Here is a 21,952-nt window from a genome sequence, read left to right on the forward strand (position 1 = left end):
TATTACTCATTATCGCGGGCGCGATCACTTCTGATTGCCATAAACTCAGGCAATGCACTGCGATACCTGAACCAGCTCGCAAACAAACCAGTAATCAGCAAAATTTCAGCTATACCAGTCAAAGAAGTGATGCCAGGCAAGCAGCTGATGAAATATGATCTCATCTATTGCAGCCATCACGCCGATTCCCAGCGGAACGGCGGAGAAGAACGAACATTTCAGGTCACAATGATCAATATGTTTGCTAAATGACAAATCATTCTCCATGAGGGGGATAATCTGTACCAAACCTTGGCTAAAACCAGCAATCTCAAAGAATGATCAATACCTTACTCATTAGAATTTGATCAAGACTTCTTCTTATGCCATTTATCATCACTGCCTTTTTCGTACGTATGTTTGACTGCAGCCCAGGCTACTTTATGTGACACTTCTTCGCGGGAGCTTTCATCTTGACGGTCCTTTTTATCCTTATACTCATCCCAGGCACTGTTAAAAGCTGCAAGATAAATATCCTGCGCATGAGCAGGGAGTACGTGCTTAACGCTGTCCGGCAGGGAATCTCGTGATTTATACGGCATTGTTGGCCTCCTGTGATGAGAGACTTAAGCCTGGTTCAGTTATGACAATTTTCAACGTTAACTTAAGTGAATAAGGTTAATTGAGCAAAGCTTTCGCATACCCAATCAAATGAAAGGTAAAAACGCAGAGGCAAGACGAAAAAGCTTAATGACTTTGTGCTAATAAGCGAGGCGTTAAATAAGAGGAAGACAATTTATTAACCTCTCAGTTTATAGCTTAAACCATAAAAAAATTTTTCGTCCTAAATTGACTATCAGTCTCCGCTTCCTTTTCGCAACCAGAAAAGAGCATCATCAGTTACGCGAATTATGGCCGGGATCGAGGATTCACGCTTCTTCTTTTCAAGCATAGCTATGATGCTTTCGCGGCTGATATTCATGCTGCGTTCAACAAGCTCCAGTACCGCCTCGCCAATAATGCCAGTTAATAGAGGGGCTGAAGACAGGTCTGCGTATGTTTTTTTCATAAGAACATCCCTTTATATGATGTGGTCGTCAGAAATTTATACTGATAAGACCTCTTACCTGCAATGAGAATTTGTATGAAAACTATCGGTAACTCATTTATGATCCAGACCTGCAGGCAAAGTAGTGAATCAACCTGCCGACGTTTAATCCCCACACGAGCAAGGCATGAAAACTCACTATGTCATCTTTTTCTGGGCAGTGGGCGTCGGTAGCGAGGGGCGTATTTAACGGGAGAACGGTTAGTGTAATCACTGATTTTCTCGAGCTTTGCTTATTTAGAGAGTTCTTCTCACCTTGATGGAAGGTGCAGGTAAATCGCTTCGGTTTTAATTGAGGGCAATGGGCAGGGAGTGGTTACAATCGATTAATTAAAAGCTTTTAATAGTTCTTTTTGCTTTTCTTCACAAAGCGAAACGAGAATTAAAACTTCTTAGTTTTCCTCGGAAAATTCGTTAGTTGCGAATCAAACGGTATAGCTTTTACGCTCATGCCGCCATGTGTTTTTACTGCACATAGCGGCATGTTTTTAGCAAGATGTTTTGATGATTGCAATAATACGTCTCGCCCCTCACTTTGTCAGAGAGGTCGTTCACCGGCCAGAACGGTATGAGGCTGAGTGCGTCTGCCAATGCGTCCGAAGACAGCAGCCAGCACGCCCTCAATAATCAATACGAAGAAGGTGAACCAGCTGGCTCTGGCGGTTGCGGCGGCAGCCTTTTCAGCGGCTTCACGGGCTTTCTGCTCAGCCTGCTGTTTCAGTTGCTGAAACTGTGCCATGGCTTTCTGATAACTCTCAACCGTCTGGTTAACGATCTGCTCAGCTTCCTGATCGCTCTTACCTGTCCGGGCTTTAATAATGTTTTTGAGCGCATCCCGGTCGGCAGCCTGAAGGGTGTCTGAATGACGATTAATAACCCCACGGATCCAGTTCACGATATCGTTATCCGCATTTTGCGGGTTCTGAGCCGTTTGTTTAGCCTGATCTTGTGCGCTATTTGCCTCACTGTTCACATCCTGCTGAAGCTTATCCGGCTGAAGTTCAGGCTTACCTGTCTGACGGAGGGTGGCCTGTAACTCATTCTGGAGCGAATCTAAATTAATATTGTTCTCCTGAAGTTTCTCTTTGGCCATGTTCCCGACAGACGGGGCAACGGCCGAAACACCACTGCCTAGCGCACTTGCTCCGGCACCCAGGATATTAAATGCGCCTCCAATAATCCCTGTTGCCAGTGAAAATGCAAGCCAGAGGGTGATAAGTGTACTGACACCAAACATCAGTAAGCCGTGCAGTGCGCCCTCGCGTTGAGCCAGCCTGCCAGCCACGTAACCACCTGCAATGATGGCGATAAGCATACTGACACCGGTCCATATCAGCGCGCCGGTCCCTATATGTTCAAGTGGATTGCGTTCCTGTTGAGGGTCAATGACAGAAGCACCAATCGCAGTGCCGAGTAATCCTAATAAAATATGAACAATAAGCGCGGCGATAACACCCGCAAATACCGCGCTCCATGAAATACGTTTTAGCGGCAGGCCGCCATGAGGTTCTGTGATAACCGCACCATCATTAACCCAACGTTCAGCCATGATCGTTCTCCTGAATTTATTTTTACCATCTGAAAAAGAAACGCATGCGTTATGATTTAGCGTAGTCACAGTTTAAATTTAAACCCATTTTTTATGTCAGAAACAGTGATGGACTATACGAAGTGATTTTTAAGGCAATGTATAAGTGGTGAAGGAAATCATGGCTTCAGGTTCCCTTTAATCAACAGAGAAATAAACGGGTCTCGAAAAAATTTCATTGTTATCAATTAGTCATTGGGTTTGTTGAGGTTGTTATTTGACTAAGTGTTGCGGATTCTTGACATTAGGTTATCCGATGCCGTTTCGCTTAAAAAACTACTCGTCTAAGACTTGGGGAAAAATCTTTGGTTGGTGACTCGCTCTCTTATAAAATAAAAAAGCCCACCGAAGCGGGCAGAGAAGGAACATGGAATTCCTTATCCTTGATTAACCTTAGAATAAACTGAAAGCTTACATTTTTAATGTGGCTTATTAATAATCGTTTGCCATATGGCCGGTGCAACTTTCTATACGGTTACTCTATAAACGAAGCGATTTAGTGATCATGCGTTCAAGCCATAAATGCCAAAATTCCCCATTGATGCACTGTCATGCATCTCTTCTTAGCCTTAAGTTGCTAACCGGCATAAAAATGAGAATTGAAGGCTGGAATTCAATTACCGGTTCGGTTTGATATTGGGTCGGTCGCTGTTACTGTGCAGGGGACAATTTGCGACATTATGGAGCCGAAATGCTTACAACAATAATATACCGAAGTCATCTTCGTGATGATGTACCCGTGAACATCCTGCCTGATATGGTTGCAAGGGCCAGCCTTCTTAATGCCCGGCACAAGGTAACAGGAATACTGTTGTTCAATGGAACGCACTTCTTCCAAATCCTGGAAGGGCCGGAAGAAGGTGTACAGCATATTTACGAGCGTATCTGTTCCGATTCACGACATCATAATGTCGTTGAACTGATGCGTGACTATTCGCCCTCACGCCGATTTGGTAACCACGGCATGGAATTGTTCGACCTGCGTCAGCATGAAGCAGCCAGTGTTCTGCAGGCGGTACTAGACCGGGGAACGTCCAGATATCGTCTGACCTACGATGATCGCGGCCTTCAGTTTCTCCGGACCTTTGTGGAAGCGCGTGAGAAAGAGAATTACTTTGAAGTGCTGCCTGCTGAATACTGGGATTTTGTTCCGGGTAATGAGGCGCCACCTGCTGCGTCGGGCGTCTCTTTCAGACCTGTTGTTGATCCGCTTGGACGGGAAGTCACCGCGATTGAAGCCATTCCCGAGATTTTACCGGGCGGAGTGACCGTAGAGGAGCGATACCTTCATAATCTCACTGCAGTGATTGAAGCATTGCGCATAGCGGGCGGAACCTGTCCAGATGGAATGACGTTGTATGTCAGCATCTTGCCCATGACGCTGGTTTCTGTGCCTGATGCTTTCGGGAAACTTGTCAAAGAAATCGAAAGTGCAGGACTCCTGCCAGAGCAAATTATACTTGGCGTCAGCGAGACGGAAGTCATCTCCAGTCTTGATGCGTTTAGTGCCGCGGTTCGTCAGCTTAAGCAGGCTGGCATCAGCCTGTCCATTGATAACTTTGGTGACGGTTCTGCCGGCCTTTCACTTCTCGCATACGTTCAGCCTGACCGTATTCGTGTCGGTGCCAGCATTGTGCGCAATATTCATCAAAGTGGTCCTAAACAGGCTGTGGTGCAGGCTGTGATACGTTGCTGCTCAGCCCTTGAAATCAAGGTGATCGTTGCAGGCATTGAGCGTCCCGAAGAGTGGATGTGGCTTGAAGCGGCGGGTGTCATTGATTTCCAGGGCAGTCTGTTCTCGTCTGAAGGCGCGGTAGTGGCCTGGCCGGAAATCCGCGAAGCTATCTGACATTAGGGTGTTAACGTGCATGGCTGTGATCATCTAAATCTTATAAAGCGCCCGATGCAGAACCAAGAATAAATAAAGTGATCTCACATTCTTCTACTCAAGGGCCGCATCTCTTTGCGGCTTTTTTCATCTAATTCCAGGACCAGCCATTCTTTTTTATAGAAAGAACAAGGGCGCTTTCCGCTTCGGTTGACCTGCTCCCCGTTGATTAATACACCGCGATGTTATTCCTGATTATGCCTGGATCATATTCGGGGTCAGGGTCAAACAATCGACATTACTAACTGAAGGTTGTATCTAATACAGGGGGCAGGTCAGGGCGGCCAGGGGAAACTACATTCATATCAGGATAAATTTAATTATATCATCCATGCAAAAAAGCCCCAGTTCACTGAGGCAAATCACGTTGGTACAAACTTTATCGAGCATCCTTACTCACTGAAAATAAAACACCCTTAGAATTTTATATATCGAAATCGTCAGGTGTACTTGACACTACGATTTCAAGCGCGTTTCTATAAACATCCTGAATCTCAGTATTTCTTTCAGATTCGAGTCTCAGCAAAAGGGCAAGAATAATGTCTTTATTGGTCCCACGACGCTTTTTTGATACTAACTCACGACGGATATCTCTGATGACTAATCTTTCGCTCAGGAATTGCTCGTCATTAGCCTGGAAATTTTTAAATAGCTGAGACTCGTTGGTCGCAGTATGTTGCATAAAACGCCTTAACATGGACATTAACCTTAGCGGTTAATGATTTAAGTTTGAGGTAATTTAAATAATAAGTTACCGATGTAAGTGAACGCCAAAGCAACACTTACAAAGTTGATGGGACACATCACTCGATGGAAGCGGAGGTTTAACCGCAATGCAAACTTATACAGCTTTCTGAAAGATGCACAATATTATATTTGTCAGTTTTCAGGATTAATAGTGTATACACAATGCACCTTTAAAATTGGTCGATTTTACTGAATTAAAATATCACATTTATTCAACAGTTTATGTTGAATTTACTTTTCATGTCATTGTATTTGAACAAAATTAATGAATAAATTTATTTTATTTTTATCTTTGTTACTTGTACAAGAATTCGTTTGGTTTTATCAGGAGTTTGTTTTCACCAGAATTATTTTCAAGGACAAACAGTGAGGCTGAGTTAACCTTGAAGTTTTTCCTAAAGTCACTATCTTTTTTCAAAAATCCAGCTAAATATAGTTTGAAAGCAAGCTGGAGAAGCAATGAAAGCACTCACTTTAGATGTGGGATTCTTCACCACCTAAATCAAGAGATTGGCTGTACTACATCAGACAGGTTTATCACTCCCCGAAGTAAAGTTACAAATTGATGACATATTGAAAAGCATCAAAAGCGTAATTGGGGATGACAAGAAGCAGCACGATCAGGCATGGGCCGGCATCATTGAAGTGCTAGATATTCTGAATGTAAACAAAGCTCATCCTAAATGGATGACAATTATAAAATATGCCAGGTACAGAATCAGAAGTCGCATTCAGACCGCAGTTTATTCTCCCCGTCGCTTCAGTCGTTAATTATTAACACTACTTTATTTCAGACTGGTCATAGAGTGATGAAGTCCTGTCATCAATTTATGGTTTTATTACAATTACCTTACGTATACAACCTCTGCTCAAATAACAACAGCTTCAAATGATTACAGAGGAGCGTTTTGACTACACTCACACCATAGCAGGAAAAATTCTGCCGCGAATACCTTTTCGGCCTTAATGCCTCTCAATCTGCAAGTCGTGCAGGGATGTCGTTCAGGCGTGTGGGGAGGCGATAATTAAGAGGGAAAAGTGGATTTCATTATTATGAACAGTTGGTATCGTTACTTAGTTGATAAAGCCCGGCACACAGGCCGGACTTTTTTTAAGACTGTGGCTGACCGACGGGACCCTGACCCTGTGGACCTCCGGGTACGGATTGCTGGCTTGGTGCATGAGGTCGACCATCCGGACCTACTGCAGGGCCGGGTTCCTGACAGCCTGCCAGCGTCATCAGACTCGCAATGATGAACATCCCACCTAAAAAGCTCTTCATAACATCCCCTCAAGAATTCAGGCAACCCAATGTTGCTTACCAAGCCTGGTCATATCTGCGGGCATATGAAAGCGAAGCCGTAAAACTAAATACGCTTTACTGCCAATGAGTTCTGATAAAACGCCCTTAACACACTTGCTCAACCTCAGAGAATGCAATTACTGTATGTATATACAGTTAAATTTGGGGGGCACAAATATGCCCCGTGACTATGAAATTATGATCGCGTTCAGGCTGGCAGTAAAACGTGATTGCGCTGGCCGCTACACCGTAAGCACACTCGACTTTGTGAAAGAGCTGGATCGTCTTAACTGGCGTTATTCGTTACGTGCCGCTAACAGGTGGATCGAGATGCACACGACTACGTTCAGGGATATTTCCGTTCAGGAAGGCGAAGAGAGGGTTTTCCAGGTGTTTAATCCAAACGGATAAAACCAGAGTGAGAGTAATTTCGATAAGAGATGCAGAAAAAAAAGCATGAACCAACTTTGAATCCAGTTCATGCAGAGTGCTGACTACTCATTTTTATTTGCCCGCCCTGATGCGTCGAGTCACCATGGCGTGGGTCCCCATTGGGTTTGTACCAGAAACACAATCACCAGAACCAGTAAAGCGGTGACCGCCGGTATGATCAGGTATCGCATATTCAATCTCCTGTCTGTCCACAAGGATTTGAATTGATGAAAACCCCCCCCCGTATTCATCACCAACCGCTCAATGGCACCGGCGGTATGCAGCAAGACACGACATCAGGCTGCTGGCCAGTTGGTCATCGCTGAAATCACTGACGCTGCCGTACTGATGATTCTCCACGGAGCACGACATTTTTTATCCAGCGTTGCAACACAGGCTTTTTGCTCATTAAGCGTAGTGCAGGTCTTCATGGACCAAAAGCGTAGCGCGGATCATGATCCAAGACGGGCTGCTTATTCAGGTTGATTCAATTGAGGATGTGAGCGTCGTAGGGCGGGAAGAGATGAAGTTAACGCTTATCCTTGGTATTTTGAAGCCGTAATAAGCTGTAAGCATTTAGGCCTCCTGCTGAAACTTTAGCTGAGGATCTGAACTGACCCTTAAGGTTTGTCGATGCGAGAAGCATTCAGATGCGCGCTATCGCCTTTGCCATAGACTTTACCGCTCACTCGCACTTTGTCTTCGGCACTGTACGTTTTGCCCGCTTCAAATCCGCTTTTTCGGCATAAGCCCCGAAGCTCAAAGGCAACATCACTGCAATCCAGGCAACTTTATTCATTTCATTCTCTATTGATGTGTCTTCAGGTGTAAGCCTGGCGCAGTGCCTGGAAAGCAAACGTAACGGGTGTGAAATAAATCTAAACCTAAGCGTAGCGCGTCTGGGTTTAAGAACTCTTATCTCAAGATTTATGGTCGGGAACGTTCACAGTATCGGTTTTTTTTACGACGATTTCCCGCCAGCAAAACCGGTGACCTCGGATGAGGTGGCAGATAAGAGAGCCTTGCTGCGCCTGCCTGCGCAGATGGCAGCGCATTAATCGGGTTTACATAACAGGCCGTCCGGAAGGGCGGCCTGAATCCTTTCCGCAAAACTCCTCCAAAATCCTACCCCGAAATAATGGTTTAATTGCGGCAAACGGATTCCCCATTTTTCAAAGCAGGAGCGTTTTCTCGCAATGATTTACCCATTTGCGCGTAAAGCCTCGCCCAATCGGACGGGGATATAAGCGCGGTAACTGCGTAACATCCGTTGAGCCCCTTACATAATGCGCCGTAGAATGTAAGATCTATGAAACGCGCATACAAATACAGATTCTATCCAACACCCGAACAAGCCGAATTACTGGCGAAAACGTTCGGGTGTGTGCGTTTCGTGTATAACAGCATTTTGCGCTGGCGCACTGATGCCTATTACCAACGCCAGGAAAAAATCAGCTATGCGCAAGCAGACAAGCGACTAACCGCCATCAAGAAAGACTCGGAATTAGCCTGGCTAAATGACGTTTCCGCCGTGGCGCTACAACAAGCCGTTCGCAACCAGCAAAGCGCCTTTGCAAACTTCTTTGCCGGACGCGCCAAATATCCCGTATTCAAAACCAAACGGCATAAGCAGGCAGCGACTTTCACAAATGCCGCGTTTAAATACCGTGACGGCGCGTTATTCATGGCGAAAAGCAAAACCCCGCTAGATGTGCGTTGGTCGCGCCCGCTGCCGTCTGTGCCTTCCAGCGTCACAATCAGCAAAGACGCGGCTGGGCGTTATTTCGTTTCATGCCTTTGCGATTTTGAACCCGCATCACTGCCAGTCACCGCTAAGACGGTTGGCATTGATGTTGGCTTAAAAGATTTGTTCGTCACTGACTCAGGATTCAAAACCGGCAATCCCCGCCACACCGCTAAATATGCGAAGCGACTAGCCCTGCTACAGCGCCGTTTGAGCAAAAAACAAAAAGGCTCAAAGAACCGCGCCAAAGCCCGTGCAAAAGTCGCCCGCATCCACGCGAAGATTTCCGATTGCCGTCTGGATGGGCTGCACAAGCTATCCCGCAAACTGATTAACGAAAACCAAGTTGTTTGCGTCGAATCCCTGAAAGTAAAAAACATGATCCGCAACCCGTCACTATCCAAAGCAATAGCGGATGCGGGCTGGGGCGAATTTGTGCGCCAACTCCAGTACAAAAGCGAGTGGGCTGGACGATCCGTTGTAGCGATTGACCAGTTTTTCCCGTCTACGAAACGTTGTAGTGCGTGCGGCTACACACTGCCGAAACTGGCGCTTAACGTGCGGTTGTGGACGTGCCCGGGATGCGCGGCAACACATGATCGTGACGTAAACGCCGCGAAGAATATCAAAGCTGCCGGGCTGGCAGTGTTAGCCCACGGAGTGACTATAAGCCCTGCCGCCGCTTAGTGCGGAGCAGGCTAGTTACTGTGATGTGGGAATCCTCGCCCTTTAGGGCGGGGAGCAGTCAAAGCCCCAGGTCTGACAGGCCTGGATGATCGTCCGGACGACGGCCCAGCGGCCAGAAATACTTGCGCTCATTCTCTTTAATCGGCATGTCGTTGATGCAGGCGAAACGACGATCCATCAGGCCATCAGCGCCAAACTCCCAGTTTTCATTTCCATAAGAGCGGAACCAATTACCGGAGTCATCGTGCCATTCGTAAGCGTAGCGGACGGCGATGCGGTTACCGCCAAACGCCCACAGCTCTTTAATCAGACGGTACTCATGCTCTTTTTTCCATTTACGGTCGAGGAAACCCTGTGCCTCTTCGCGATTGTTGGCGAACTCTGCGCGGTTACGCCATTTGGTGTCCAGTGAGTAAGCCAGAGCCACTTTTGCAGCATCGCGGGTGTTCCAGCCGTCTTCAGCCAGACGGACTTTCTCAATGGCCGTTTCCAATGTGAAAGGAGGGAGCGGTGGACGAACTTGTGAATCAGTCATGGTAAAACTCCTGTAAATTTCGGTTTAGGCTAAAAATCGTTCTCGTCACACAGGACTCAGTGAGAGACCTGTTCCAGCAAAATTTTCGCAACTTCTCTCGCCACTTTTGAAGCCTCGACCAGAAGACTCAGATCGGTGGCATCAATGCCATTTTGATCAGTAAACCTTTCAGCAAATTCCGGGATTCTCCTTCTGTACTGCTGGGCTTCTTGTCTGTGGCTTAAAGGTAGAACGATCGTTCTACTTCGTCAATCGGTTTTTCTGAAATGAATTCCACGAGCAGAAAGTTTTCGGCTTAGTTTTCTATATGGCATTGATTTTAAGGTGATAAATTTATTGGAATTCGCCATATCCAGGCATAAAGAGGGAAGCGTGAGGAAAAAAAGTCGGTTTCAAACGAGGAATGGACGTTCACGATGAATTCAAACGCCGATAAGAAGAGTGACCGCCGAGCTGTGGGTGACCAGCAGGGAACAGATTATCAGGCTGCCGAATATCACTGTGGCTGATGATTAAATGTACGGCGCGAAAGTGCGGGAATACGGGGTGGTGACATCGTTGTTGCGTATGATGGTAATGGCTGCTGGCGTGCGTACACATTGACGGCGAGCCATTTAGCGGTCCCGCCTTTTTGAGGATAAATCGAACTCAAAGACTCATATCAATCTTCGTCAATGGAAATAAGCGTTCACGATCCTTAGGTTCCGGATGAGGCTCGTTCTAGCATGAGTTTCGCGATGTCCCGCGCGTTGTCGGCAGCACTCTCGTCACCCATCACATATGACATCGTGATAGCGCCCTCCAACAGGATCAGCAGCTGTCGAGCCAAATCGCCCGGATGCTCAACGTTTAGCTGTTCGGCAAGCTCCAGGGTGTAATCCAGCAACTTCTGCTTGTGCATCTTCGCAATCTGGCGCACAGGGTCCTCAGGATCGCCAACCTCTCCGGCCGTATTAATAAACGCGCAGCCCCGGAAGCCGTCAGACTCGAACCAGCTGTTTAGAACGGTAAACATGTTCAGAATACGTTCCTGAGGCGTCTTGCCTTTGTCAGACTCTGTTCTGAACCACTGCATCCACCGTTCGTCGCGCTCTATTAACGCGGCTGTTGCCACGTCCTCTTTGTTGGCGAAATGGCGATATATGCTTTTCCTTGCGACACCCGAGGTCTTGACCAGAAGATCCATGCCCATAGCGTGGATACCGTTCTGGTAGATCAGCTGCTCGGCGGTTGTCAGGATTTTATCCCGTGTATCAGTTGTCTTCTTATTCATGGGTTAAAAGTAGAATTATCGTTCTACCCAGTCAACGATTTTCTAAAAAGAACCTTCTGAAAAAAGCATGCAGTCCTGACACAAGCTTTGTGACCGGAGAATGATGCGAAGAATTTTACAGACACCAGGCAGGAAGAATGAGAGGGCGTAAAGGGATTGTTATCGAGCAGCCATTTCATCTCTCCACCGACAAAGTGGTGGGTTGCCTTCCACTTTTGTAATTAACTTAATCATTATCAATTTTAATTTTTCTGAAGGTGTACAACTTAAACTTACATGTACAAATATGTTGGTTAATTCGTGTTTGGCTATTTATTACAGGATCTTAATTGATCATTAATATATATAGGAAAAATGCTGGATAAGCGAAGCGGTAAATGACGCACGATTGATCAAGAAATGATCGATTTTTGGTAGTTATCGATGGGAATAACTCTCCTGACGTCGCTAATTTTGCATTTAAGCGAAGCGCTAATACTCGTCAGGAGAGTGTTGTGATGAGGGTTAGCTTAGGTAACCCTGGATTGAATTAATGATGTAGTTATTTCCGGCGGCTAATCTTTCCTCCCTTGCGGCCAGCTTCAACGGCCCGGTTTGGATCGTTTTTAAAATTGCCGCCACTTGCTTGACCACCTTTGCGGCCTGCTTCGGCGGCGCGCTCTTTATCCTCGGCGAAGTTCCCTGTGCCCCCACGACGTTGCGTCTTTTTCTCTTCCTCTTCAGGATGCTTGTTAGGGTCCGTCATGCGTTCTCCTCATTATATTTGTACCAACATAAAGCAAAAATAAATGTAGCGTTGTTTTTACCATAATCAAGTCAGGATTAATCTTAAGTTTTAATATTTTGCGGACTGTTTGTTTAAGTATAAGTCGATTTTTGTTTATAAGCGGATGAAACTCGCATCAAAGATGATTGTTAGCGCATTTCAGATGTTGAGTAAAGTGTGTTGCACGGGGAAATATAAGCGAAGCGGTAAGGTTGTGTTATTAACCTTGCTCTCAGTTTCGAGCCGACTGGCTTGCGCAGAGGGGCTTACTTGCTACGTTTAATTAAGATGATTGCTCAGCTGTTAATTAACGCTTCGCTTATTTCCAGATAATTCCATGAGCGGCAGTGTTGAAGTGGTTAGCTCGCTAAGCATCTGCATACCATCCACAAAGGTAGTTCACTACGAGCATATCAACCAGGAGCGAATGAATGACGAGGGAATCTGTTTATCTGGATTGGCTACGTGATGCACACGCGATGGAGAAGCACGGTGAAACGTTATTGAAAGTGGCAATGGATCGTCTCGACAGTGGTTCCTCGATTGGGAGGCATATCGCGCATTACCTGGATCAGGGGCGCGAACAGCAGTTGCAGGTCAAAGAGGTTTTGAAATGTAAGGACAATAGTTGGTCGGCCCTAAAAGAGTCTCTAGGTCGCATGTCTGTGGTGGGGCAAGCCGCAAGCGATATGCTGCGTGATGAGCAGGGCGCGCGTATGGCAGTCGGAGTATATGTCTTTTGCAGTTACAAAATTGCCACTTACACCACGTTAATTGCAGCCGCCGGGCAGGCTGATGACAGTGAAGGCGTAGATATTTTTCAGCGGATCTTGCAACAGGAAGCGCATATGGCGACCAGATTGCTTGCGGACTTGCCTGAAGCAGCCAATGAATCGATAGACTTGCTCACGGATAGTGAAGCGTCAAGCGCGGTGTAGTGTTCTCTCTGGGTGGCCAGTTGGCCGCCCAGAGAGTAAACAGCCTGCATAATTGATGATTTCACGTTAACAGCAATTGCATAGCTGCAGTAAAAACCCGTTACGCTTATTCAAACGTAAGTTCAATGACCCCAATTTCAGTTTAATAAGTAAAGCACACTGATCACCAATGTGACTATTATTACCAACAATTTAATATAACTGATCAAATTCAATATTTAAGCTATTCCGTACAAAGTGAACTGTCTTTTATGAGTAAGTTATATTTAAGTAAAAGCATTAAGGTTAATGACCGTGCTGACGATAACAGCAGGGATGTTGCCGATAAGAACGTGGAGCATCTCCATTTCTTTGTTTTCAATAACACCTGGATTTCATGACTCATTAATAAAAATCATTGAGGTTTCTAAATGGACATAGTTCAAGGATTTTCACGCAATATTAAATTGCGCAGCAAACTCATTATTTCTTCACTCCTCAACATCGGCATGCTGCTCTTGGTCGCCGTCCTGGGTTTAAATTCGCTGTTTATGGCGCAAACCGGCGTCAACGGCATGATGAAAGATGATTACCCCACCATAGCGTTGGGCAATCAGTTGATCGATGAGATTAACACCACCATTCAGCGACAGGCTTTGCTGCTCAGCCCAATCAACACGGAGCGCCGCGATACCATCATGAATGAGCTTCAAGGCGCTACCGGGCAAATTACGGAGATTTACCGTCAGCTCAATGCACTGGCGACTGATAATGATTCTCTTGCTTACCTCAAAAGTCTGGATGATAAACGTAAAGCTTATTTAGAGGGACGTAATGAATTTTTGCAACTTGCTAACCAGGATTCCAGCAAAGCGCTGGATTATTATCTGACGACACTGGCGAATAAACAAAAGGACTACACGGGTGAAGTGAAGCGTTTTATCGCATTGCAAGAGCAGCAGATGAACGGTTCCTATACACATTTTATGGATTCCTATCACACCACTAAAATTTCAATGGTGGTCATCTTTATTGCGGCGGTCATTCTCTCTGCACTGATCGGCTGGATTATTATTCGGTCGATTACTGTGCCATTAAAAAATGTGATTGCATTCTTAGGACGTGTCGCCGATGGCGATCTCAGTACGAGTTTTTATGAAAAACGTAAAGATGAGATGGGGCAATTAATAAACGCGATTCAGCAGATGCAGGAAAAGATGTCGACGATTGTCAGTCATATTCGTATTAGTGCTGAACAAATATCCGGCGGTGCCAGCGAAATTATGTCGGGTACACACGATTTAGCCGCGCGTACTGAAGAGCAGGCCAGTTCGGTTGAGCAAACGGCTGCATCGGTTGAGGAATTCACCGCCACGATAAGCAACACGCGCAATAACACGCACTTTGCTGCCGATCTGTCTGAAAAGGCGGAAAGCGCGGTAGGGCAAAACGCCACAATGATGAACAATGTGTCAACCAAAATGGCTGAGATCCATGATTCAGCAGGTCGTATGGCCGACATCATCAACCTGATTGATTCGATCGCCTTCCAGACCAACATCCTCGCACTGAATGCTGCTGTTGAGGCAGCACGAGCAGGGGAGCACGGTCGCGGCTTTGCTGTGGTGGCGCAAGAAGTGCGTGCGCTGGCACAGAAGACGGCAACCTCATCCCATGAGATTCGCCATTTAATTGAGGAATCTTCCACGCGCATTATGGATGGACGTGACATGGTTGCGGACGCCAACAAACTGATGACGGAGATGATGACGAACGTCGTTAACATGAAGGATGTGCTGTCGCAGATTAATCAGGCCAGCAGCGAGCAGGCGGATGGCATCAGTCAAATCAATATTGCGATCAGTCAAATCGATATCACCACCCAGCAAAATGCCTCGCTGGTGGAGCAATCTTTAGCCGCCTCAGCCATGCTGAGCGAGCAAGCGGCGAACATGGTTAGCAGTGTCAGCGTGTTTACGCTGCAAAAAACAGCCTAAACGATAAAGAGTGGCGGCCAACAAGCCGCCCTCTGACTAATAGAGATCCGCCTGGTCGTATTGAGGGATCTGTGTAACCAACCAGTCAGCAAACAAGTCGATATTTTTCATACCGCTCACCGATTTCGGCCACACCAGATAATAGCCCTCACCGGTTGCCACGGGTTGTGGATAGGGTAACGTCAGCAGTCCGCTTTGGATGGCTTCAATACTCAGCAGCAAGTCCCCGATAGAGACCCCATGGCCACTGATCGCGGCCATATTGCCTTGCTCTAAAGTATCGAATAGCTTTCCCTGCCACAGATTGATCTGCGGAGCATCGGCCACGCCTGCTAACCAGCGACGCCAGTCGCGGCGATCGTGCGTAGGATGAATCAATTCGCAGGATGCCAGATTCGTTTGTGCTTGCTGCTTCAGCGCAGGTGCACAAATTGGAATCAACCACTCCTTAAACAGCAGGCGGCTCTCTGTATCGGCACCGAACTCGCCGCTTCCCAATAAGATCGCGCAGTCATAAGGCTCGCGCACAAAATCCACGCTGTCGGTGTCCATCCATACGCTGGTGATCTGTACGTCAGGCGTTGAGTATTGCTCACGATACTTTTGCAATACATCTAACAGCCATCGCATGGTGAGCGTCGAAGGCGCTTTCAGACGCAGTTGGTGGTTATGTTGGGTGAAAGCGGCACAGGCACTGTCCAGTTGTTCGAAACCTTCTTCAAGCTGCGCGGCTAACACGCTTCCGGCTGCAGTAATGGCAACCTTAGGCCCTTTACGAACAAATAATTCACACTCGAACCAGGCTTCCAGCGTACGAATATGACGACTGATGGCACCGGGCGTAACGTTAAGCACGGCGGCAGCCTGACTAAAAGACTCAAGACGTGCTGCTGTGGCAAAGGCGCGCAGGGCATAAAGTGGTGGAAGCGTCATAGTGTGCTTTCAACGTTGAGTAAAACTCACATTGAACGGTATTTTAATCCATTTTTCAACGCGCGTTTTACCCGCAATACTGGCGAACCTTTAAAACGTGTTCGGGTCGTCTTCATGAATATCTCGCTACTGCTGACGTATATGTTGGCCATTCTGCTGTTAATACTGACGCCGGGCCCCGTGGTGGCGCTGGTATTGGGCACCGCTGCGCGCCAGGGATATCGTCGCGCCTTTGCCACCGTAGTTGGCACCAACAGTGCTTCGCTGGTGTTGATGGCGCTGGCCGCTTTAGCGCTGACGGGACTGGTGTCACTTAATCCACTTAATTTGCAGATTATCGGTCTGGTAGGATCGTTGTTTATCGGCTTGATAGCGTGGCGTGGCTTGCGGTCATCCGGGATATCCTCATTGGACAACGCAGGCACGCAAGGCGGGTTGCTGCAAGGCTTTATGATTGGGGTATCAAATCCTAAAGATATTCTGTTTTTTGCTGCACTGTTTCCCCAATTTATCGCGGTGACGCCGCATTTCAGCAGCAGTCTGGTCACCCTGGCGTTGGTGTGGATGATCTTTGATTTCGCTGTGCTGACTTTCTACATCATTTCGATTAAACGCTGGATGCCGCGATCGTTGCAGCAACGACTTGAACGACTATCTATGATGATGTTGTTAGCGATCGCAGTTACCGGGACGGCTTATAACTTGTGCCAGCTCGTTGCTTTAATGGCTTAAAGAAACAATCAGTCCCGCCCAGCGCGGGACTAAGGGTGATTCAACGAATCACTCAGATTATTGAATAGATGCCAGGTTAGCTATTAGACGCCTGCTCAGGGAATTTATTACGCAATTTCTTTAATTTTGCCGGGATGTTCATCATGCAGAAGGCATTTTCCTGACCTTCTTTTTCCCAGAAGTTTTGGTGATAGTCCTCTGCAGCGTACCACTCGGCTAAAGGTTCCAGCTTTGTCACCAGCGCTTTGTCGAGTTCGGCAGCGGCACGTGCGATTCCTTGTTCAGCGGCAATACGTTGTGCATCGCTGGTCGGAAACAGTGCGGAGCGATAGCGTGATCGCACTACGCCTTCTTTAATATTTTCCTGCGTGGCATCGTGCGTAGCGAAGTGGATGTCGAGTAAATCGTCGTAACTGACCAGAGTGGGATCAAACTCGATTTTAACCGCTTCGGCGTGACCCGTGGTGTCACTATAAACTTGATCGTAAGTGGGTGACGCAACATGGCCACCGATGTAACCACTTTCGACGCTCAACACGCCATGAATGGATTGGAAAATCGCTTCAGTACACCAAAAGCAGCCGCCGGCAAAAATGGCTTGTTCACGCATCAGTCTGAGTTCCGGATCAAAAAGTGACGTTACCTTACACGGCGGTGAAAAGTAACGCCACTGCATTGGCGCATCCTGAGTATGCGAGAATACGTTACTTTTCCGCTGGCTTAAATTGCTGCGTAATCGCCCGTGCCTTCCGGCCATGGGGTAAGCAAATCGAATCCGGTTTCGGTCACGGCAATGGTGTGTTCCCACTGTGCCGACAACGAGCGATCTTTTGTCACCACCGTCCAACCATCAGACAGCACACTGGTGCCTGCTTTACCGGCATTTATCATCGGCTCGATGGTGAAGATCATGCCCGCCTGCAGCTCAATACCCGTGCCCGGCGTGCCGTAGTGCAGGATCTGTGGGTCACCATGGTAAATTTCACCGACTCCGTGACCGCAATATTCACGCACCACGGAAAAACCGGCTTTCTCAGCAACCTGCTGAATCGCTGCGCCGATATCGCCTAGCGTCGCGCCGGGTTTAACCACCTTGATACCCGCCACCATTGATTCATAAGTGACATCGACCAAACGTTTAGCGCGAACCGAAGGCTCGCCGACGTAATACATACGGCTGGTATCGCCGTACCAACCATCTTTGATGATGGCTACGTCGATGTTGACGATGTCGCCATTCTTGAGCTTTTTCTCGCCCGGAATGCCATGACACACCACATGATTTATCGATGTACATGTGGTGCGCGTGTAGCCGTGATAACCGATATTCGCGGGCACCACTTTCAATTCGTTGATAATGTAGTCATGGCAAATAGCGTCTAATTCATCCGTGGTTACGCCGGGTTTGACGTAAGGGGTGATGATTTCCAGCACTTTAGCCGCAGCGTGTCCGGCAGCGCGTGCCAGTTCGATTTCTTCAGCGGTGTGTAGTTTTATGGTCATTGCGCGATTCCCTGCGTGGTTAAAGTTGGCTGGTCAAGCAGCTGCGCTAAATCCGCGCCGCCGTCACGTTCGACACGCATTAACAGGCGCGTCAGTTCCTGAAGGTTGAGGTCAGGATAAAGCTCAGCCAGCATGCCAATCTTCATCCAGTGTTCTGCCTGCGCGTTGATAGAACGGCTTAATGCCGTGCTGGCGATACGCAGATTCTCATGCATCAGGTCAGAAATTTTTACGATACCCATTATGCGATCCGTATATGAAACATAGTCGTTTTGCATATAGGTTACGCCGGGTAAAGTGAAGATGGAAGGGGAAATGTTGAGTTGTTGATCGTGACTTTGCAGACCCAATTTGCCTCTCTGTCGATTAAGCCTGATGCGACTGCAGAACGGATACGTTGAAAGTAGGGAGAAGAAGGCACAGGTATGGAAGTAAAGGAGGTAAAAAATACCCGCGCAAGGCGGGTCAACATTCGTTACAGAGAAATATCTCACCACTCGGACACAATGGTTTGATGAAAGTTCGTCACTTGAATCCCTGAGTTAAAATAAATCATGCCCAGGATAAATCGGTTTTCTAATAAGCGAGGCGTATTATTGAGGAAAAGTCAGGGGGCAGTGAGTAGTAAGATAAGAATAGCCAAGCCGATCTGAATCGATTATTCGAATAATTTTTGGACTTATACTCACCCAGGCAACAAGCTGAATTTAATATCATTATTCTAAAATCTTATTAATTAGTGTGCTATTGATAAAATTTTATGCAGGCCATGATAATCGACTTAAATAACGCTTCGCTTGATAAGGGTGATTGATACCTCCACACGTTTTTCATGTAAGCTTTTTGTAAGGATAATTAAGCATGACAAACTGTGATAACGGGCTTAGTATGGGGTAATTCACCGGTTAATAATGAGCAAAATAGACGCAAAATGGCGGATATTCTCCTTAATGATAATGAAGTTATTCTGTTAAGTTCTGAATTGCTATCAGTACCAATGGATTGGGCGTGTGCAAATGAGCGGAACTAACGAATTTAAACCCGGCTGCATAACGCTGCAGGCACTTCGAAATCCAGATATCTGCCGTGATGATGTCCTGAGCAAATTCACTGATTTAGTCAGTAAAACCCTGGGGGTTCCCAGTAGTTTCATCTCCGTCCTTGACGATGATTTCCAATACATCAAAGCCGCTCACAACTTTAATGTTGGCGAAACCCTGCGCGCCGATTCGTTATGCCAGTACGTTGTAGAAGGAGATCAACCGCTGGTGGTGCCCGACACCCAACTGGACGCCTGTTTTGCCGTCAATCCTTTTGTTATCGGCGAACCTTTTGTTCGCTTTTATGCCGGCGTGCCACTGAAGAGTCGGGAAGGGCTGGTATTAGGCACGCTGTGCGTGGTTGATGGTAAACCGCAGGCCTTTAGCGCTGAAAAACTGGCGACGATGACGCTGTTATCACAACTGGTGATCTCTTTCCTTGAGGCATGGCACTCAGTGGGATTTACCGACTCAGTGACGGGATTACCTAACCGCCAGCAACTGATTAGAGACCTGCAATCCTTGCGTAATGCGGGTGATACCACTCGGCATCGGCTGGTGTTGATCGACTGCATCGATATGCCGCGTGCGTATGAACTGGCGCGTTCATTGGGTATGGCGCCGGTTGAAGGGCTGCTCAAAGATATGGCTACGTTACTGCCGCTACGTCTTCGTCCCGGCAAAAACGAACTGCTCTATACCGTGGCGACTGGACGGTTTGCACTTTTAACCCAACAAGACAGCCCGTTAAGCGCCGAGTGGGTGGCGCAACGGATGGAGGGAGTGCGCGCCGAGATTGGCGAGGGATTATCGGTGGATTTGGCCACGCATACCGGTGAAACCCTGTTTTCAGCGGCAGAAATCTCCGCACAGGAAGCGCTAAGGCGCGCCGTCAGCGCTCTGCATGAAGCCATTTGCCGTGGAATTCCCTGCATGAGCTTCAGTGAAAAAAACGATGAGCGCCGTACGGACGATTTTACCCTCGTCAACGATTTGGCCACTGCCGTTCGGCACAATCACGGCTTGTATCTGGTGTTCCAGCCGAAAATCTGTCTAAGCAGCGGGTTGCCCATTGGGCTTGAAGCGCTGATCCGATGGCGCCACCCGACCCGAGGTGAACTCTCTCCTGCGGTATTCATCCCTCTTGCTGAGCAAACCACGCTGTTGCAAGAGATCACCGAATGGGTCATTGATAAAACCATTGAGCGTTTGAAACGGCTCAATGGGCAAGGTATCCAGTTGCCTGTCACGGTAAACGTCAGCGTACGCGACTTTAGCCAGGAAAATTTTGCCGACAGGCTGGAGAATAAGATGAACAAGGCGCGCTTACCGACTAATCTTCTCGGCATTGAGTGTCTGGAAACCGAGCGCATCATCGAAAGCACGGCGGCCATTAATGGTCTGGAAATGCTAAAACTGCGCGGTTTTGGCATTGCGCTGGACGATTTCGGCACCGGTTATAGCAATATCAGTTACCTGCGAAAAATGCCTCTGGATGTGGTTAAGCTCGACCGTTCGATTGTTGGCGGACTTGCCACGGATACCGCGTCACGCATCATCACCCGCAGTATTATCGCCATGCTTAAAGAACTAGACTACGTGGTATTAGCCGAAGGCGTGGAAAATATTGAGACGCTCGAAGCGTTAAAAGAATTTGGTTGCGATCAGGCACAGGGGTTCTTTCATTCCCGCCCATTGCCTGAAGGCGAACTGGATAAGTGGCTAAGATGGAAATTAGGCTGATGCCTCGGGTCTGATATCACTGTCATCTGTTTCACCCATGGCCAGGGCGCTGGCGCTGGCGGGGTCAAACAGTGACAGACTTTCGATTTGATCCACCATGATCACCTTACGAAATTCCAAAGCCGTTTTGGGTTTAGACATAAAATCGATGTTGTGCTCGTGATACCAGCGACTGTAATTATGTTCAACCGCGAGATTTAACGTGCGGGCATCGCGATAACCACTCAGCATCGGTATCAAGACGATGTTGGCGGTGCTGACATGCTCAAAGGTCGCTGCGTGGATCATGCCGATATAAATGCGGCGGGATTTCAGTGTTACCCAGGCCAACTCACCTTCTTCCATACACTGCAGTAGCATCTGTTCGATACCATTTGAACGAGATAATTGCTGATAGAGGTCCCGACGGCTGCTGGCGGTGAGACGCGCGCTGCCTGCCAAGTTTGAACGATAAACACAAAACAGCACGGCAAAGGCGAGCATAATCACCACCGGTGCCTGAATGCCCAGAAAGCTCCAGGTCATAAAATCCACATGCCAGCGGGCATGCACGAGACTGCTGAGTGCAAAAGTATTATTGAGTGCAGAAGCGGCGAGTAATAACAGCCAGACGATCCCGGTAGCAAGCACGCCCTGCAAGACAAAAATACAGCCATAAAGGGCAATCAAAAAATAAACATCCCAGCCAAAGGACCGTTTTATTTTTAAGCGACTCGACATGTCGCGACTGGTATACCAATAGCCACAGACCATCAGCACCATAAATATTGCCGTTCCCATTTAAATATCCTTTAATGTTTTGACGTGATGGGAGAAATCGCGCTGTACTTTTGGACTTAAAGGATTAACCGAAGCGTTACCATCTTCATCAATAATGATTCTGTCACCCTCCTGAATAGAATCCTTCATATCTTCCTGACTCATGACTTGTAGCAACGATTCAGGGCTGCTGAAGAGGGAGGTGACAAAACTAAACATGTTAATTTCCATTTTTCCGGGGTGCCAAGAGTATGGCACAAAGCCAGTGGTTGATCAGG

22 protein-coding genes and 1 pseudogene are annotated in these 21,952 nt (G+C 47.4%); 8 read left to right on the forward strand and 15 right to left on the reverse strand.

Annotated elements, in window-relative coordinates; translation table 11 throughout:
- Nucleotides 1-105: 105 nt before the first annotated feature.
- The 4 genes from LBW88_RS14165 to LBW88_RS14180 form a co-directional block, all read right to left on the reverse strand.
- Nucleotides 106-267: a DUF2243 domain-containing protein gene (locus LBW88_RS14165; protein ID WP_224932909.1), complete on the reverse strand. Its 162-nt coding sequence runs from the start codon at nucleotides 265-267 to the stop codon at nucleotides 106-108.
- Nucleotides 268-347: 80 nt separating this feature from the next.
- Nucleotides 348-581 carry a putative cation transport regulator ChaB gene (chaB, locus tag LBW88_RS14170; RefSeq protein WP_224932910.1) on the reverse strand — a complete coding sequence of 78 codons (234 nt, stop codon included), beginning with the start codon at nucleotides 579-581 and terminating at the stop codon, nucleotides 348-350.
- Nucleotides 582-835: 254 nt separating this feature from the next.
- Complete coding sequence (locus LBW88_RS14175) at nucleotides 836-1,048, reverse strand: hypothetical protein (protein ID WP_224932911.1); 213 nt, start codon at nucleotides 1,046-1,048, stop codon at nucleotides 836-838.
- A gap of 577 nt (nucleotides 1,049-1,625) precedes the next feature.
- Entirely contained in the window at nucleotides 1,626-2,636 is a 1,011-nt protein-coding gene (locus LBW88_RS14180; RefSeq protein WP_224932912.1) for a YrzE family protein, read from the reverse strand.
- A 730-nt stretch (nucleotides 2,637-3,366) separates the two neighbouring features.
- Between LBW88_RS14180 and LBW88_RS14185 the strand changes: the two genes are divergently transcribed.
- Entirely contained in the window at nucleotides 3,367-4,524 is a 1,158-nt protein-coding gene (locus LBW88_RS14185; protein ID WP_224932913.1) for a diguanylate phosphodiesterase, read from the forward strand.
- A gap of 463 nt (nucleotides 4,525-4,987) precedes the next feature.
- Here LBW88_RS14185 and LBW88_RS14190 read toward each other — a convergent pair whose 3' ends face one another.
- Complete coding sequence (locus LBW88_RS14190; RefSeq protein ID WP_224932914.1) at nucleotides 4,988-5,245, reverse strand: biofilm development regulator YmgB/AriR family protein; 258 nt, start codon at nucleotides 5,243-5,245, stop codon at nucleotides 4,988-4,990.
- A 1,006-nt stretch (nucleotides 5,246-6,251) separates the two neighbouring features.
- Here LBW88_RS14190 and LBW88_RS26630 point away from each other — a divergent pair.
- Nucleotides 6,252-6,335: pseudogene (locus LBW88_RS26630) on the forward strand (hypothetical protein); the annotation flags it as partial.
- Between the two features lie 86 nt (nucleotides 6,336-6,421).
- Here LBW88_RS26630 and LBW88_RS14195 read toward each other — a convergent pair.
- Nucleotides 6,422-6,592: a hypothetical protein gene (locus LBW88_RS14195; RefSeq protein ID WP_182057135.1), complete on the reverse strand. Its 171-nt coding sequence runs from the start codon at nucleotides 6,590-6,592 to the stop codon at nucleotides 6,422-6,424.
- A gap of 198 nt (nucleotides 6,593-6,790) precedes the next feature.
- Here LBW88_RS14195 and LBW88_RS14200 point away from each other — a divergent pair, with 198 nt between their 5' ends.
- Both LBW88_RS14200 and LBW88_RS14205 read left to right on the forward strand, forming a co-directional pair.
- Nucleotides 6,791-7,024, forward strand: coding sequence for a DNA polymerase V (locus LBW88_RS14200; RefSeq protein WP_224932915.1), 234 nt, complete (start codon nucleotides 6,791-6,793; stop codon nucleotides 7,022-7,024).
- 1,330 nt (nucleotides 7,025-8,354) lie between these two features.
- Nucleotides 8,355-9,476, forward strand: coding sequence for an RNA-guided endonuclease InsQ/TnpB family protein (locus LBW88_RS14205; protein WP_224932916.1), 1,122 nt, complete (start codon nucleotides 8,355-8,357; stop codon nucleotides 9,474-9,476).
- 58 nt (nucleotides 9,477-9,534) lie between these two features.
- On the opposite strand, the gene LBW88_RS14210 is transcribed toward LBW88_RS14205, so the two are convergent.
- The 3 genes from LBW88_RS14210 to LBW88_RS14220 all read right to left on the reverse strand — a co-directional run bounded on the left by LBW88_RS14210 (nucleotide 9,535) and on the right by LBW88_RS14220 (nucleotide 12,029).
- Nucleotides 9,535-10,011, reverse strand: a complete 477-nt coding sequence (locus tag LBW88_RS14210) for a DUF1348 family protein (protein WP_224932917.1) — start codon at nucleotides 10,009-10,011, stop codon at nucleotides 9,535-9,537.
- A gap of 697 nt (nucleotides 10,012-10,708) precedes the next feature.
- On the reverse strand, nucleotides 10,709-11,284 hold the full coding sequence (locus LBW88_RS14215; protein WP_224932918.1) for a TetR/AcrR family transcriptional regulator: 576 nt from the start codon (nucleotides 11,282-11,284) through the stop codon (nucleotides 10,709-10,711).
- Nucleotides 11,285-11,825: 541 nt separating this feature from the next.
- Nucleotides 11,826-12,029, reverse strand: a complete 204-nt coding sequence (locus LBW88_RS14220; RefSeq protein WP_224932919.1) for a general stress protein — start codon at nucleotides 12,027-12,029, stop codon at nucleotides 11,826-11,828.
- Between the two features lie 452 nt (nucleotides 12,030-12,481).
- On the opposite strand from LBW88_RS14220, the gene LBW88_RS14225 reads away from it, so the two are divergent.
- Together LBW88_RS14225 and LBW88_RS14230 are read left to right on the forward strand one after the other, a co-directional pair.
- Nucleotides 12,482-12,988, forward strand: coding sequence for a ferritin-like domain-containing protein (locus LBW88_RS14225; protein WP_224932920.1), 507 nt, complete (start codon nucleotides 12,482-12,484; stop codon nucleotides 12,986-12,988).
- 410 nt (nucleotides 12,989-13,398) lie between these two features.
- The gene (locus tag LBW88_RS14230; protein ID WP_224932921.1) at nucleotides 13,399-14,964 is read left to right on the forward strand and encodes a methyl-accepting chemotaxis protein; all 1,566 of its coding nucleotides are present in this window, start codon (nucleotides 13,399-13,401) and stop codon (nucleotides 14,962-14,964) included.
- Nucleotides 14,965-15,000: 36 nt separating this feature from the next.
- Here the strand turns inward: LBW88_RS14230 and LBW88_RS14235 are convergent, their stop codons facing one another.
- Entirely contained in the window at nucleotides 15,001-15,897 is an 897-nt protein-coding gene (locus LBW88_RS14235; protein WP_224932922.1) for a LysR substrate-binding domain-containing protein, read from the reverse strand.
- A 114-nt stretch (nucleotides 15,898-16,011) separates the two neighbouring features.
- Between LBW88_RS14235 and LBW88_RS14240 the strand changes: the two genes are divergently transcribed.
- Entirely contained in the window at nucleotides 16,012-16,629 is a 618-nt protein-coding gene (locus LBW88_RS14240) for a LysE family translocator (protein ID WP_224932923.1), read from the forward strand.
- 76 nt (nucleotides 16,630-16,705) lie between these two features.
- On the opposite strand, the gene msrA is transcribed toward LBW88_RS14240, so the two are convergent.
- The 3 genes from msrA to LBW88_RS14255 all read right to left on the reverse strand — a co-directional run bounded on the left by msrA (nucleotide 16,706) and on the right by LBW88_RS14255 (nucleotide 18,374).
- Nucleotides 16,706-17,242 carry a peptide-methionine (S)-S-oxide reductase MsrA gene (gene msrA, locus LBW88_RS14245; protein ID WP_224933013.1) on the reverse strand — a complete coding sequence of 179 codons (537 nt, stop codon included), beginning with the start codon at nucleotides 17,240-17,242 and terminating at the stop codon, nucleotides 16,706-16,708.
- A gap of 107 nt (nucleotides 17,243-17,349) precedes the next feature.
- A complete protein-coding gene (map, locus tag LBW88_RS14250; RefSeq protein ID WP_224932924.1) occupies nucleotides 17,350-18,132 on the reverse strand; it encodes a type I methionyl aminopeptidase in 783 nt (260 codons plus the stop codon).
- Nucleotides 18,129-18,374 carry a ParD-like family protein gene (locus tag LBW88_RS14255; RefSeq protein WP_045832646.1) on the reverse strand — a complete coding sequence of 82 codons (246 nt, stop codon included), beginning with the start codon at nucleotides 18,372-18,374 and terminating at the stop codon, nucleotides 18,129-18,131. The genes map and LBW88_RS14255 overlap by 4 nt, the downstream gene beginning before the upstream one ends.
- A 774-nt stretch (nucleotides 18,375-19,148) precedes the next feature.
- On the opposite strand from LBW88_RS14255, the gene LBW88_RS14260 reads away from it, so the two are divergent.
- Nucleotides 19,149-20,915: a sensor domain-containing phosphodiesterase gene (locus LBW88_RS14260; RefSeq protein WP_224932925.1), complete on the forward strand. Its 1,767-nt coding sequence runs from the start codon at nucleotides 19,149-19,151 to the stop codon at nucleotides 20,913-20,915.
- On the opposite strand, the gene LBW88_RS14265 is transcribed toward LBW88_RS14260, so the two are convergent.
- Complete coding sequence (locus LBW88_RS14265) at nucleotides 20,907-21,695, reverse strand: hypothetical protein (protein WP_224932926.1); 789 nt, start codon at nucleotides 21,693-21,695, stop codon at nucleotides 20,907-20,909. The genes LBW88_RS14260 and LBW88_RS14265 overlap by 9 nt on opposite strands.
- On the reverse strand, nucleotides 21,696-21,893 hold the full coding sequence (locus LBW88_RS14270) for a hypothetical protein (RefSeq protein WP_224932927.1): 198 nt from the start codon (nucleotides 21,891-21,893) through the stop codon (nucleotides 21,696-21,698). It lies immediately after the preceding gene.
- Nucleotides 21,894-21,952 lie beyond the last annotated feature (59 nt).

This window comes from Pantoea sp. alder81 (assembly GCF_020179835.1).
Lineage (GTDB): Bacteria > Pseudomonadota > Gammaproteobacteria > Enterobacterales > Enterobacteriaceae > Pantoea.